The 13270-nt window shown below is 61.1% G+C and carries 14 protein-coding genes, 1 other RNA gene and 1 pseudogene; 6 read left to right on the forward strand and 10 right to left on the reverse strand.

Going from position 1 to position 13270, the window contains the following annotated elements:
* The first annotated feature begins 6 nt into the window (after positions 1-6).
* A complete protein-coding gene (locus ACQ4WN_RS00090) occupies positions 7-1149 on the forward strand; it encodes a branched-chain amino acid ABC transporter substrate-binding protein (protein WP_436549718.1) in 1143 nt (380 codons plus the stop codon).
* Here ACQ4WN_RS00090 and ACQ4WN_RS00095 read toward each other — a convergent pair.
* From ACQ4WN_RS00095 to ilvD, 3 genes and pseudogenes are all read right to left on the reverse strand, one after another.
* Positions 1142-1309: pseudogene (locus ACQ4WN_RS00095) on the reverse strand (LysR family transcriptional regulator); the annotation flags it as partial. The gene ACQ4WN_RS00090 and the pseudogene ACQ4WN_RS00095 sit on opposite strands and share 8 nt — an antisense overlap.
* Positions 1310-1458: 149 nt before the next feature.
* Positions 1459-1770 (reverse strand): c-type cytochrome, encoded by a 312-nt coding sequence (locus ACQ4WN_RS00100; RefSeq protein ID WP_071075742.1) that lies wholly within the window; start codon positions 1768-1770, stop codon positions 1459-1461.
* Positions 1771-1990: 220 nt separating this feature from the next.
* Entirely contained in the window at positions 1991-3856 is a 1866-nt protein-coding gene (gene ilvD, locus ACQ4WN_RS00105) for a dihydroxy-acid dehydratase (RefSeq protein ID WP_436549719.1), read from the reverse strand.
* A gap of 174 nt (positions 3857-4030) precedes the next feature.
* Between ilvD and ACQ4WN_RS00110 the strand changes: the two genes are divergently transcribed.
* Both ACQ4WN_RS00110 and lgt read left to right on the forward strand, forming a co-directional pair.
* Entirely contained in the window at positions 4031-4942 is a 912-nt protein-coding gene (locus tag ACQ4WN_RS00110) for a LysR family transcriptional regulator (protein WP_436549720.1), read from the forward strand.
* A gap of 79 nt (positions 4943-5021) precedes the next feature.
* Positions 5022-5852 carry a prolipoprotein diacylglyceryl transferase gene (gene lgt / locus ACQ4WN_RS00115; RefSeq protein WP_436549721.1) on the forward strand — a complete coding sequence of 277 codons (831 nt, stop codon included), beginning with the start codon at positions 5022-5024 and terminating at the stop codon, positions 5850-5852.
* A gap of 9 nt (positions 5853-5861) precedes the next feature.
* On the opposite strand, the gene ACQ4WN_RS00120 is transcribed toward lgt, so the two are convergent.
* The 5 genes from ACQ4WN_RS00120 to ACQ4WN_RS00140 all read right to left on the reverse strand — a co-directional run bounded on the left by ACQ4WN_RS00120 (position 5862) and on the right by ACQ4WN_RS00140 (position 8115).
* Complete coding sequence (locus ACQ4WN_RS00120; protein ID WP_436549722.1) at positions 5862-6326, reverse strand: EVE domain-containing protein; 465 nt, start codon at positions 6324-6326, stop codon at positions 5862-5864.
* Positions 6327-6404: 78 nt separating this feature from the next.
* Positions 6405-6582, reverse strand: a non-coding RNA gene (gene ssrS, locus ACQ4WN_RS00125) — 6S RNA.
* Positions 6583-6637: 55 nt separating this feature from the next.
* Positions 6638-6949, reverse strand: coding sequence for a cell division protein ZapA (locus ACQ4WN_RS00130; protein WP_034747344.1), 312 nt, complete (start codon positions 6947-6949; stop codon positions 6638-6640).
* Positions 6949-7239 (reverse strand): DUF904 domain-containing protein, encoded by a 291-nt coding sequence (locus ACQ4WN_RS00135; protein ID WP_436549723.1) that lies wholly within the window; start codon positions 7237-7239, stop codon positions 6949-6951. Before ACQ4WN_RS00135 ends, ACQ4WN_RS00130 begins: the two co-directional genes overlap by 1 nt.
* Before the next feature lie 129 nt (positions 7240-7368).
* Positions 7369-8115 (reverse strand): hypothetical protein, encoded by a 747-nt coding sequence (locus tag ACQ4WN_RS00140; protein ID WP_436549724.1) that lies wholly within the window; start codon positions 8113-8115, stop codon positions 7369-7371.
* A 534-nt stretch (positions 8116-8649) separates the two neighbouring features.
* Here ACQ4WN_RS00140 and groES point away from each other — a divergent pair.
* The 3 genes from groES (at position 8650) to ACQ4WN_RS00155 (ending at position 11367) form a co-directional block, all read left to right on the forward strand.
* The gene (groES, locus tag ACQ4WN_RS00145) at positions 8650-8940 is read left to right on the forward strand and encodes a co-chaperone GroES (RefSeq protein WP_010400979.1); all 291 of its coding nucleotides are present in this window, start codon (positions 8650-8652) and stop codon (positions 8938-8940) included.
* Positions 8941-8990: 50 nt separating this feature from the next.
* Positions 8991-10640 (forward strand): chaperonin GroEL, encoded by a 1650-nt coding sequence (gene groL / locus ACQ4WN_RS00150; protein ID WP_010400981.1) that lies wholly within the window; start codon positions 8991-8993, stop codon positions 10638-10640.
* A 214-nt stretch (positions 10641-10854) separates the two neighbouring features.
* On the forward strand, positions 10855-11367 hold the full coding sequence (locus ACQ4WN_RS00155; protein ID WP_436549725.1) for a hypothetical protein: 513 nt from the start codon (positions 10855-10857) through the stop codon (positions 11365-11367).
* 5 nt (positions 11368-11372) lie between these two features.
* On the opposite strand, the gene ACQ4WN_RS00160 is transcribed toward ACQ4WN_RS00155, so the two are convergent.
* Both ACQ4WN_RS00160 and ACQ4WN_RS00165 read right to left on the reverse strand, forming a co-directional pair.
* A complete protein-coding gene (locus tag ACQ4WN_RS00160) occupies positions 11373-12623 on the reverse strand; it encodes an MFS transporter (protein WP_436549726.1) in 1251 nt (416 codons plus the stop codon).
* The gene (locus ACQ4WN_RS00165; RefSeq protein WP_436549727.1) at positions 12620-13174 is read right to left on the reverse strand and encodes a PadR family transcriptional regulator; all 555 of its coding nucleotides are present in this window, start codon (positions 13172-13174) and stop codon (positions 12620-12622) included. The genes ACQ4WN_RS00160 and ACQ4WN_RS00165 overlap by 4 nt, the downstream gene beginning before the upstream one ends.
* Positions 13175-13270: the final 96 nt, after the last annotated feature.

A 13270-nucleotide genomic window follows, 5' to 3' on the forward strand; every position in this document is an offset into this window, starting at 1 on the left:
ATGTTTATGCTGCTCAAGACCAAAGTCCTTCCTCTCGCCCTCGCCCTCGCTTTTGCCGGTCATGCGGGCGCGCAGGAAATCATCAAGATAGGCCACGTCGCCCCGGTCTCTGGCGCCAGCTCCCACCTGGGCAAGGATAACGAGAACGCGGCCAAGATGGCCATCGAGGATTTGAACGCCAAAGGCTTCAAGATCGACGGCAAAGCCGTCAAATTCGTGCTGGTACCCGAAGATGACGCAGCCGATCCGAAGCAGGGCACGGCCGTGGCGCAAAAGCTGGTCGACGCCAAGGTCAACGGCGTGGTCGGCCACCTGAACTCGGGCACGACGATTCCCGCCTCGCGCATTTACTTCAATGCCGGTATTCCTCAAATCTCCCCTGCGGCCACCAACCCGACGTACACCCAGCAAAAATTCAACACGGCCTTCCGCGTGGTGGCCAATGACAACAAGCTGGGGGGGACTTTGGGCTCTTATGCCGTGGGCAAGCTGCAAGCGAAGAAAATCGCCGTCATCGATGACCGCACGGCATACGGCCAGGGCGTGGCGGAACAGTTCGTCAAGGGCGCCAAGAAGGCGGCGCCTGGCGTGCAAATCGTCGGCAAGGAATTTACCAATGCCAACGCCACCGACTTCAATGCCATCCTGACCAGCATCAAGTCGAAAAATCCCGACCTGATCTTCTTTGGCGGCATGGATTCCGTGGGCGGCCCCATGCTGCGCCAGATGAAGGCGCTGGGCATCAAGGCCAAGTTCATGGGCGGCGATGGCCTGTGCACAGAACCACTTGGCAAGCTGGCGGGCGACGCCGTGGGCGAAGACATGGTCACCTGCGCGGAAGCGGGCGGCGTGACGGGCGCGCTGCAAAAAGGCATGGACGATTTCCGCGCCCGCTACAAGCAGAAATACAATATGGAAGTGCAGCTGTACGCGCCATACGTCTACGATGCCGTGATGACCATGGCCACCGCCATGGCCGACGCGAAATCGTCGAAACCGTCCGTCTACCTGCCATTCCTGGCCAAGGTGCACTACCAGGGCGTGACGGGCCCCATCTCGTTCGATGCCAACGGCGACATCAAGGATGGCGCGCTGACCTTGTTCACCTATCGGGACGGCAAGAAGACCAAGATGGAAGTGATCAAGTAAGCGGTTGGCTGGCAACGTCATCGCGTAAACCTTCGGCCAGCGCGTCGAAGGTGGCGCGGCAGCGCAGGCTGCCGCGCAAGTCTTCATGCATGGCGACCCAGGTTTCCATGGGCAGCGAAAACGCTTGCGGCAGCGCCGCAAGGCAGGAAGCGCATACGCCGCCGGACCAAGCGCTGAGGGTAACGCTGGAAGACATGGGACTGTACTGCATGGCATACCGCAGCATGCATATGAGCGGCAAGCAAAGCCCGGGGCAAAAAAAACGCGCCAGGATTGCCGGCGCGTTGATTATATGTACTGCGGCACAGATTATTTCTGTGCCAGTACCCATTTAACCAGGGTATGGGCTTCCGCATCGCTCACTTGCGGGTTGGCTGGCATCGGGATCGCGCCCCAGGTGCCCGAACCGCCCTTCATGACTTTCGCCACGAGCTTGGCTTCCGCGTCTTTTTGGCCGGCATACTTGGCCGCCACGTCTTTATACGCAGGACCCACCAGTTTCGTGCTCACCGCGTGGCAAGCCATGCAGTTTTTTGCTTTCGCCAGGTCCGGATTGGCCAACGCTGCTTGCGATGCCAGAGCCGATACGGTCAATACACTCACCAACATAAAACGTTTCATTGTCTTTTCTCCAAAGTTACTTCCTGCGGCATTTTACTGTGTTTCCGCAGATGCACCACGAGCCCAGATCAAGCGTTTCAATGTAGTAACGCAATATAGTCAGGAGGCATTCATATTCTGCCCCATCTGCGCACGCCTGACCATGTTGTTTGTAAGGCGATGTAACGACAGGCGGCCGCGCGCGGTCAAACGGGGCCGGCCGTCGCACTTATGCAACAAATCAGCGTTTCTTCAGCTGCGACAGATCACGCACGGCGCCGCGGTCAGCCGACGTCGTCAGCGCAGCATAGGCCTGCAGCGCCTGCGACACGTAGCGCTCACGGTTGACGGGCAGCCAGGCCGCATCGCCCTTCGCTTCCATGGCGGCGCGGCGCGCGGCCAGCTGGGCATCCGTCACGCGCAGATTGATCGTGCGCTCGGGGATGTCGATGTCGATGAAATCGCCCTCTTCCACCAGGCCAATGGCGCCCCCTTCGGCCGCTTCCGGCGACGCGTGGCCGATCACCAGGCCAGAGGAACCGCCCGAGAAGCGCCCGTCCGTGAACAACGCGCACGCCTTGCCCAGGCCCTTCGATTTGATGTACGAGGTCGGATACAGCATTTCCTGCATGCCGGGGCCGCCTTTCGGGCCCTCGTAGCGGATGATGACGACATCGCCTTCATGCACGGTATCTTCCAGGATCGCCGCCACGGCCGCGTCCTGGCTTTCGAACACGCGCGCCTTGCCCGAGAATTTCAAAATGCTTTCATCCACGCCGGCCGTCTTGACGATGCAGCCCTTTTCGGCCAGGTTGCCGTACAGGACCGCCAGGCCGCCATCCTGCGAATACGCGTGGGCCTTGTCGCGGATGCAGCCCGTGCTGCGGTCCGTGTCGACGGCAGCGAAACGCTCCGATTGCGAGAACGCCGTCTGCGTCGGCACGCCGCCCGGGGCGGCGCGGAACAGTTCATGCACGGCCGGATTATCGGTGCACATGATGTCGTTTTGCGCGATAGCGTCGGCCAGGGTCGGCGCGTGGATGGTCGGCAGGGTGGTGTTGAGCAAGCCGGCACGCGCCAGTTCGCCCAGGATGCCCACGATGCCGCCCGCCCGGTGCACGTCTTCGATATGGTATTTGTCCGTCATCGGCGCCACCTTGCACAGGCAGGGCACCTTGCGCGAAATGCGGTCAATGTCGGCCATGGTGAATTCCACTTCCGCCTCGTGCGCGGCTGCCAGCAAATGCAGCACGGTATTCGTCGAGCCGCCCATGGAGACGTCGAGCGCCATCGCATTTTCAAATGCGGCCTTGGTGGCGATGGAGCGTGGCAGCACCGAGTAATCGTCCTGTTCATAGTGGCGCTTGGCCAGTTCGACGATCAGGCGGCCCGCGCGCAGGAACAGTTGCTGGCGATCCGAGTGCGTGGCCAGGATGGTGCCGTTGCCGGGCAGGGCCAGGCCCAGCGCTTCGGTCAGGCAATTCATCGAATTGGCCGTAAACATGCCGGAGCAGGAACCGCAGGTCGGACAGGCCGAACGCTCGATTTCCGCCACGTCGGCGTCGGAAACGCTGCTGTCGCCCGCCTTGATCATGGCGTCGACCAGGTCCAGCTTGATGATCTTCTGCGTGCCGTTGACCACCTTGACGACCTTGCCCGCTTCCATCGGCCCACCGGAAATAAACACGACGGGGATGTTGATGCGCATGGCTGCCATCAGCATGCCCGGCGTGATCTTGTCGCAGTTCGAGATACACACCATGGCGTCGGCGCAGTGGGCATTGACCATGTATTCGACGGAGTCGGCGATCAGGTCGCGCGAGGGCAGCGAATACAGCATGCCGCCGTGGCCCATGGCGATGCCGTCATCGACGGCGATGGTGTTGAATTCCTTGGCCACGCCGCCGGCCGCCTCGATTTCGCGCGCCACCATCTGCCCCAGGTCTTTCAGGTGCACGTGACCGGGCACGAACTGCGTAAATGAGTTGACGACGGCGATGATCGGCTTGTCGAAATCGCCATCCTTCATGCCGGTGGCGCGCCACAGGGCGCGGGCGCCAGCCATGTTGCGGCCGTGGGTGGTGGTGCGGGAGCGGTATTGCGGCATGATGGGGACCTTCCGAGAAATGAAAAATGCCTGACTGCGCGGATTTTCAACAAAACCCTGCATGCAGTGGGGGTACGTCAGATTGCCTTGCGCGCGCCCCACTGTCAAATATATGATGCACGTGTCTGTGAGTCGTTTTACATATCACAGAACTTATTCCACATGGAAACGCATATGAATCTCGAACTGCGCCAGTTGCGCTATTTCGTCACCGTCGCCGAGGAATTGCACTTCGGCCGCGCCGCCGCGCGCCTGCACATGACGCAGCCGCCCCTGTCGCAAACCATCATGGCCCTGGAAGAGTTGCTGGGCGCGCCCCTGTTCGTGCGCACGCGCCGCGAAGTGCAGCTGACGCCGGCAGGCAGCGCCCTGCTACCCGAGGCGCGCCGGCTGCTGGCGCAGGCGCTCGATCTGCCCGCGCTGGTGCGGCGGGCCGCGCAGGGCGAAGCGGGACGCTTGAGCCTAGCCTTCGTTTCGTCGGCCGACTACAGCGTGCTGCCGCCCTTGCTGCGCGCTTATCAGACGGCCTATCCGCAAGTGCAGATCGCCCTGCAGGAAGCCACCTCCGACTTGCAACTCGATGAATTGCTGGCCGGGCGCACGGATGCGGGCCTGTTGATTCCGCCCCTGCCCGAGAAGGCGAAGGGGGAGCTCGATTACCTGCCCGTGCTGACCGAACCGCTGATGCTGGCCGCGCCGTCCGGCCTCGACATATTAAATACGCCGGGACCGGTGCGCCTGCGCGACTTGCCGCCCCTGCCTTTGATCATCTTCCCGCGCGCGATATCGCCCGCCCTGCACGACGCGATCCTGGGCGTGTTCCGCGCGGCCGGCATCACGCCGCAGATCGGCCAGGAAGCGATCCAGATGCAAACCATCGTCAGCCTCGTCTCGGCTGGCATGGGTATCGCGCTTGTGCCACAATCGGTATCGAATCTGATGCGCCCGGGCGTAGAATACAGGCCGCTGCAGGACGCCACGCCCCTGGTGGAAACGGGCCTGGCCTGGCGCCGCGACAACCCGTCCACCGTGCTGCAAGGCTTTTTGGCGCTGCTGCGCAAGCAGATCAGCGCGACCGCCGATTAAATTAAGTGGCCGCTAAGGCAAAAAACCGCTGGCGCCGCCATACTACGCAACCTTAGCTTTAAACAAAGAAAGAAACCCCATGCTGAACCACCCGATGCCCGACCCGATTGCCATCCAGATCGGCCCGCTCGCCGTGCACTGGTACGGCCTGATGTACGTGCTGGCCTTCGCCCTGTTCATTATCCTGGGCCGCGTGCGCATCAAGCAGCCGCATATCGCCGTGCTGGGCTGGAAGAAGGAAGACCTCGATGACATGCTGTTCTACGGCATGCTGGGCGTGGTGATCGGCGGGCGCCTGGGCGAAGTGCTGTTCTACCGCCCTGAATACTTCATGCACAATCCGCTCGAAATCTTCATGGTGTGGCATGGCGGCATGTCCTTCCATGGCGGCTTCCTCGGCGTCATCCTGGCCATGTATCTGTGGAGCCGCAAGGCGGGCCGCAACCTGTTCGACGTGCTCGACTTCATCGCCCCGCTGGTGCCGCTCGGTTATGCCGCGGGCCGCCTGGGCAACTTCATCAATGCCGAACTGCCGGGCCGCATCGCCCCGGAAACCCTGCCGTGGGCCATGCAGTGGCCAGGCATTCCGTATCCCGTGCACCCGTCGCCCCTCTACCAGATGCTGATCGACGGCATTTTGGTCTTCATCATCCTGTGGCTGTATGCGCGCAAGCAGCGCCCGCGCATCGCCGTGGGCGCCATGTTCACTTTGCTGTACGGCTGCGCGCGTTTCTTCACGGAATACTTCCGCACGCCGGACTGGGAAGTCGTGTGGCTGGGCGTGCCGATCACGTCGGGCCAGATGCTGTCGCTGCCGATGATCGTCGGTGCCATCGCGCTGCTGGTGTGGGCGTATACAAGCCAGGTGATGGGCACGCCGCCCACCAAGGCGCGCCCGGCGGACGCCTGATCGGCCGCCCTAGGCCTTCAACCTGCCTGTAATCACTTTCCATTGCGCCGGCGTCACGGGCGTGATGGACAAACGGCTGCCCTTTTTCAACAGCAGCATGTCTTCCAGCTCCGGCATCTGTCGCATCTCGGACAGGGGCAGCAGCGCCGTCTTCTTCAGGCCGCGCACGTCGACGCTGATCCAGCGCGGCTGTTCAGGGGTGGCCTTGGCATCGAAATACTTGCCACCCTCTTCAAACTGGCTGTGATCGGGATACGCGCCCCTGGCCACTTCGGCCACGCCCGCCACGCCCGGCTGCGGGCAGCTCGAGTGATAAAACAGCACGCCATCGCCCGGCTGCATGCCATCGCGCATGAAGTTGCGCGCCTGGTAGTTGCGCACGCCGAACCAGGGCATGGTGTGCTGCGGCGCTGCCATCAGGTCGTCGATGCTCACTTCATCGGGTTCGGATTTCATCAGCCAATATTGTTTCATCTAGACTCCGTATCAAAGCGACAGACGTAAAAAAACGGTTGCGCATGATGCGGCAACCGTTTTCAGTGGTAATGCAAATTGGGCCCCGCCTGTGCCGCTATGCCGGCATCCCGAACCAAACGGTTCAAGGTGGTCACGTTAGTTCAATTTCGGGTTCGTCGAACGAGCGACGCTCACTCCCATCAAACAAAATTCGCAACCGATGCGCATAAATGGTTCAAGGAATATATGGCAATCGCGAACACCGCAGGGTAGACCCAAGTTTACTCCTTTTGGTCGCGCATCGCAAAGACAAATCGTACCGTGTCCGCTTAAAAAAGGTTTTCCTGGGGCGTCAATGCACTATCGAGGACCGTGTGCATGGCCGAGATTTTTTGCTTCACTTCCAGTATCGTCAATTCCGACAGCGGACCTTGCGGCGACTTCACGGAGAGGAATTCTGCGGCCACGCCCAGAGCGGCCAGCACGGCGATGCGGTCATTGCCCTTGACCTTGCCCGCGTCGCGGATGGCTTTCATTTTGCTATCGAGATAGATTGCCGCTTCGCGCAGTGCGCGCTCTTCACCGTCGCGGCACACCATGCTGTAGGACTGGCCCATGATATTGACATCGACACGCGGCATTACGCTTCCTTCTCGTTCTCGGCAATATAGGTGCCCGCTTCCGAAGCGGCTTGCTCCAGGCCAGCTTGCACCAGTTCGGGAATTTTTTCCAGCAACGCTTCCACCCGCTCCTGCGCCTCGCGCATGCGTTGCACATACAGGGCGTTCTCGGCGGACAGCGCGGCATTGTCCTTGCGCAATTGCGCGTTTTCACGGCGCAGCGCATGGGTCATTTCGGCCAGCAGGCCTATTTTGTCGGATAATTCGTTGAATTCGGAAATCATCCCGCCACTATAGGGCGGACGCTCCATGGGCGTCAATCGAATCACGCCGCTGTCACACATATTTACATCAATGCAGGGCAGTTGGCGGAAAATACACGCTTTTTCCGATGCTTTTCGCCAAGTGCGCGCGTCTGCCAGCGCCGCGATGGCCGTGTTTTACTCGTCGACGTAATCGGCTTCGATATCGAGTCCGCCATAGCGGTTTTCGCAAGAACGGCGCGTCAGCGTCTGTTGCCCGCCCTTGCCGTCAAGCACCATCGTCAAGTCGCGGCAAGTACGGCTGTAGCTGCCAGGTTTGGCGTCCGTCCGCGAGGGCGTCAGGCGCACTGCCAACGGGGCAGCATTGCCCAAGCCCTTGTTGCTCCACTGGCGCGTCTTGCCATCCTCTTCATCTTTCAAGGTACGCACGGCGGCCGTCAGCAGTGCTTTCTGTTCCTTCGCATTCAGCTTGGCGATGGTGACATCCGACAAAAAAGGCGGATACACGACGGGCGCCGGGTCCTTGCCCTGCACATCCCACTTGCCGCTGCTCTGCGAACAGGTGCGCCGGCTCAGATCCTGCGATTTGCCGTCCGCCGTGACGACGAATTTCAGGTCGCGGCAGAGGTGCGCCTTCAGACTATGCTCCGTCATGCCGGAGTTGCTGAAGTTATACGTGACTTTCACCAGCACGCCACTGTCGCCGCCGTTGTCCCATACGTGCGCTTCCTGGTCGTCGTCGTCCTTGTTCAAGTCGTTGAACAAATCGTTGAGCAGCATCTTCTTTTCCAGCGGCGTCAGGGTCGCCACGGTGATTTCATCGACAATGGTGGGTGTTTGCGCGGCGGCACTGCCCAGGCAGGCGAGGCCGATGACGGTGGCGCCCAGCAGGCGCAGGACGGGATGGGAAAGCGGGAATGGCATGGTGTTCTTTCTGGTGCAAGTAGTGATGTGTGGCGATCTTGATATGCAATTACAATCATCTTATCAAATTCCATAGTAAATCTCTGTTTCCTGCGCGTACAGGAACGCCCACCTTCCGGACGGCATGCTAGAGTCGCTGCTGTTGCTGACGCCCGGGAACGCGGCTTGTGCTGGCGCAAACCCTGTGCAGATGCAGGCTCTGCTCAGCATCTATCTATATGTTCCTCTTGAATAAGCCCTTGAAGTTGACCCATACCGTCCCTATAATTAGCACTCGTTAGTAGAGAGTGCTAACAAACTCTTTCGTAGCAATCATCAGGACTGATGGTGCTTGCCAGACCACTGCAGGGAACGCTACGCGGCGGGCGACGCCGCGATGCACCACTGCCGGATACAGGCAAGGACAGGATGACCTGGGGTTTGCTTGACCGTTGCGGGCTGCTTTCAACGGCGGTCACTGAAAGCACGTCTGGCGCTGTGCCAGGCATGTATTCATTTAGCAACACTTATCCATTGAACTTTAAGGAGTTTTGTATGAATCTGCGCCCATTGAACGATCGCGTCATCGTCAAACGCCTCGACCAGGAAACCAAAACTGCGTCCGGCCTCATCATTCCTGATGCAGCTGCTGAAAAACCGGATCAAGGCGAAGTCCTTGCCGTAGGCAATGGCAAGATTCTCGACGACGGCAAAGTCCGTCCTCTGGATGTCAAAGTGGGCGACCGCGTCCTGTTCGGCAAGTACGCCGGCCAAACCGTCAAAGTTGACGGCGATGAGCTGCTGGTCATGCGCGAAGAAGACATCATGGCGATCGTCGTCAAGTAATTGTTTCCACGTTGTAGACAGATACATCCCGAAACTCAGGAGAATTGAACATGGCAGCTAAAGAAGTAGTATTCGGCGACGCAGCGCGCGCCAAGATGGTCGAAGGCGTCAATATCCTCGCCAACGCAGTCAAAGTAACGCTGGGCCCGAAAGGCCGCAACGTCGTCCTGGAGCGCTCGTTCGGCGCCCCTACCGTCACCAAGGATGGTGTGTCGGTAGCGAAAGAAGTTGAACTCAAAGACAAGCTCATGAACATGGGCGCGCAAATGGTCAAGGAAGTTGCTTCCCGCACCAGCGACAACGCCGGCGACGGCACCACCACCGCGACCGTGCTGGCACAAGCCATCGTACGCGAAGGCATGAAGTTCGTTGCCGCTGGCATGAACCCGATGGACCTGAAGCGCGGTATCGACAAAGCAGTTGCTGCGACCGTCGAAGAACTGGCAAAAATCGCCCGTCCTTGCACCACGACCAAAGAAATCGCCCAAGTTGGCGCGATCTCGGCGAACTCGGACTACTCGATCGGCGAGCGTATCGCTGAAGCGATGGAAAAAGTCGGCAAAGAAGGCGTGATCACCGTGGAAGACGGCAAGTCGCTGAACGACGAGCTGGATATCGTTGAAGGTATGCAGTTCGACCGCGGCTACCTGTCGCCATACTTCATCAACAACCCAGAGAAACAAGTTGCCGTACTGGACAGCCCATTCGTCCTGCTGTGCGACAAGAAAATCTCGAACATCCGTGACCTGCTGCCGGTACTGGAACAAGTCGCGAAAGCTGGCCGTCCACTGCTGATCATCGCAGAAGACATCGAAGGCGAAGCGCTGGCAACCCTGGTTGTGAACAACATCCGCGGCATCCTGAAAACTTGCGCAGTGAAAGCACCTGGCTTCGGCGACCGCCGCAAAGCCATGCTGGAAGACATCGCTGTCCTGACCGGCGGCCAAGTGATCGCTGAAGAAGTCGGCCTGACCCTGGAAAAAGTGACCCTGGCCGAACTGGGCCAGGCGAAACGCATCGAAGTGGGCAAGGAAAACACCATCGTTATCGATGGCGCCGGCGAAGCTGCCTCGATCGAAGCACGCGTGAAACAAGTGCGTGTACAGATCGAAGAAGCGACCTCGGACTACGACCGTGAAAAACTGCAAGAGCGCGTAGCCAAACTGGCTGGCGGCGTTGCCGTGATCAAGGTTGGCGCAGCCACCGAAGTCGAAATGAAAGAGAAAAAAGCCCGCGTTGAAGATGCACTGCACGCTACCCGCGCTGCCGTGGAAGAAGGCATCGTACCTGGCGGCGGCGTAGCCCTGCTGCGCGCACGCGCCAACATCACGGTCAAGGGCGACAATCCTGATCAAGATGCCGGTATCAAGATCGTCCTGCGCGCAATGGAAGAGCCACTGCGCATGATCGTGCAAAACGCTGGCGAAGAAGCTTCGGTCGTCGTGGCAGCCGTACTGGCTGGCACGGGCAACTACGGCTACAACGCTGCCAACGGCACGTATGGCGACATGGTTGAAATGGGTGTCCTGGACCCAGCCAAAGTGACCCGTTCGGCGCTGCAAAACGCCGCTTCGATCGCTTCGCTGATGCTGACAACCGACTGCATGGTCTGCGAAATCGCTGACGACAAAGCAGGCGGCGGCATGGGCGGCGGCATGGGTGGTATGGGCGGCATGGGCGGCATGGACGGCATGATGTAATGCCGGCGGCCCTGCGCGCAGGCGACGGCACGCGGGGCCGCACACGCCGGGACAGGACAGGCAGACCAAAAGCTGTTTGCCCCAGCCCGGCAGCCCCGAAAGCTATCTTCTACGGAAGGTAGCTTTTTTTTCGCCCATAGATTTTTTGGCAAACCCGTTTGGCAAGCCCATTTGGCAAGCCCGGCGATTGCCCACCTGCGCGTTTTGCTTTAGCATGGCCGCCATCGTCCTTCTTTCTCACGCCACCATCATGCTGCCACGCGCCTCTTCTTCCAAAACCACCATCATCGCCGGCATCCTGGCCGGCTTGCTGGCCGCCGGGCTAGTCGCTTTCTATCTGCACCAGCAGTCCGCGCCGCACGCTGGCAATCCCCCTGCCGCGAGCAGCCAATCGGCGGCGCAGGAGCAGAACGCCCGCGCCGTCGATGCGCTGATGGCATTGCCGGAAATCAAGGCATGGTCGGCGCATATCGAAAAGGCTACCGGCGGCCGCGCCCATGGCGCCGTGATGGAAACGTCGCCCGAGACGCGCCTCGTCGATGGCGTCGCTTACTATCAGCTGAGCTTTTTCGAAAACACGCCGGACGCGGCCCACCGCTGGGAAAGCTTTGTCGTGTCGCCCGATGGCAAGCGCATCCTCGTTGACGACATCGTCAACGGTGACCTGATGAGCCTGGAACAATGGCGCAAGGAAAGCGCGCCCATGCAGCGCATCGCCACGCAGTAATTCCCCTACGCCGGCGCCCCCTGCGGCGCCGCGCCGCGCACGCGCGCCACCCACCACACCGTCCATAGCGACAAACCCGCCGCCAGCCAGCCATTCATGCCATAGCCGCTGATATGGCCGGCCGCGTCCGTCTGCAGGGTCAGGCCTCCCAGCCAGGCACCGAGGCCGCTGCCCAGACTTTGCAGGGCTGAATTGGCGCTGAGGAAGGCGCCGCGCTTGTGCGGCTCCGGGATCGTCGTCAGCAATGCCTGCAGCGGTATCGTACGTCCCGAAACAAGGGCCATAAAAAACGGAAACGCCAGCATCAGCGCCAGCAGCGACAACTGGGGCAGGTGCGTCATGAACAGCAGCGGCGCGATCGACAGCAGGGCTACCCAGCGGTACACCTGCTGCTTGCCGGCCCGGTCCGCCCAGCGGCCGATCAGGCGCGCCGTGAAGATCGTGGCGCAGCCGCCCGCCAGGTAGACCCAGGTGACGTCGGCCGGCGCCAGCCCCATATTGCCCACCAGCACGGGCGAAATGAAGGGAATCACCAGCATGCCCGCCGTCATGTTGACGATAGACAAGGCAAACGCTTCCAGGTGGCGCCGCTCCCTGAACAGTGCGAGCAGCTTCGGCAGCACCTGTCGCAGCGGCGTGGGAGTCTCGCCCATGTGCGCCGTCAACGATGGCAGCACGCGCGCCGCACCCAGCCAGATCAGCAGCGACAGCACGACCAGCAGGAAAAACGGCGAAGGCCAGCCAAAGTGCGCGGCCAGCACCACGCCGACGGGCACGCCGCCCACGGCCGCCATGGCAAACGAGGTCATGACGATGCCGGTGGCCGCGCCACGCCGCTCGGCGGGAATCACGTCTCCGATGATGGCCATGACGATGGCGCCCAGCACGCCGCCCGTCAGCCCCGCAAACGCGCGCGACCACAGCAGCACATGGAAGTTCGGCGCCAGCGCGCAAGCCAGGTTTGACACGGTAAACAGGCAAAACATGGTCAACAGCAGCTTCTTGCGGTCGAAGCGGTCGATATACGTGGCCGCCAGCAAGCCGGACAGGCCCGCGCACCAGGCATACGCGGAGACGGCGCCCGAGACGGCGGCCGGGCCGATGGCGAACGCCTGCATCAGCTGGGGCGCCAGCGGCATCATCACCATGAAATCCATGATGACGGTAAATTGCGTGAGCGCCAGCAGCCACAGCATCGCGCGTTCGCGGGCCGGGGTCAGCATGGGAACCGGCGCGACCTTCGATGCGGCCATCATGCCAGCGCCTCGATATCGGTACGGGCCTGGCGCAGGATGGCGCGCACGGCATCGAGGCGGCGGGCATCGGGCTCGGCGGTGCGCCCGCGCGCCAGCACCACTGCCTTCAGTTCGTGCATCAGCTGACGCAGATCGTCGTTTGCACCGGCCGGCGCATCGACCCTGGCGGCAATCGCGTCGACATACGCGCGGTTCGCTTCCAGGAAAGCCCGTCCCTCGGGCGTAATGCTGTGCAGTTTCTTGTTGCCATCGAGGCTGACGGCCACGTAACCGTGCCCCACCAGGCCATGCATGAGCGGATAGATGGCGCCGGGACTCGGGGCATACGCGCCGCCGGCGCGCTGGGCTATGGCCTTGATGATGTCGTAGCCGTGGCGCGGCTTGTCGGCGATCAATTGCAGCACCAGGTAACGCAAGGTGCCCGCGTCAAACATTTTCGGCCCGCGCGCGGTGGGGGCATGGTTGGCAATGCTGTCAGCGGCGCCCGGCGTATCGCCCAGGCTGTGGGCTGCCGCGCGCAGCGGGTGCGTGCCGCAATGAAAGAGAGACATGGCATTCCTTAAGATATATCGCAATAAGATATATCTTATGTTTGAAATCACCGCAAGGCAAGGTTTACTTTCCGGCAGCGAAGGTCGATACTCGCC

Origin of the sequence: Janthinobacterium pasteuri (assembly GCF_051380775.1) — a bacterium.
In the GTDB taxonomy this organism is placed as follows: Bacteria; Pseudomonadota; Gammaproteobacteria; order Burkholderiales; family Burkholderiaceae_D; genus Janthinobacterium.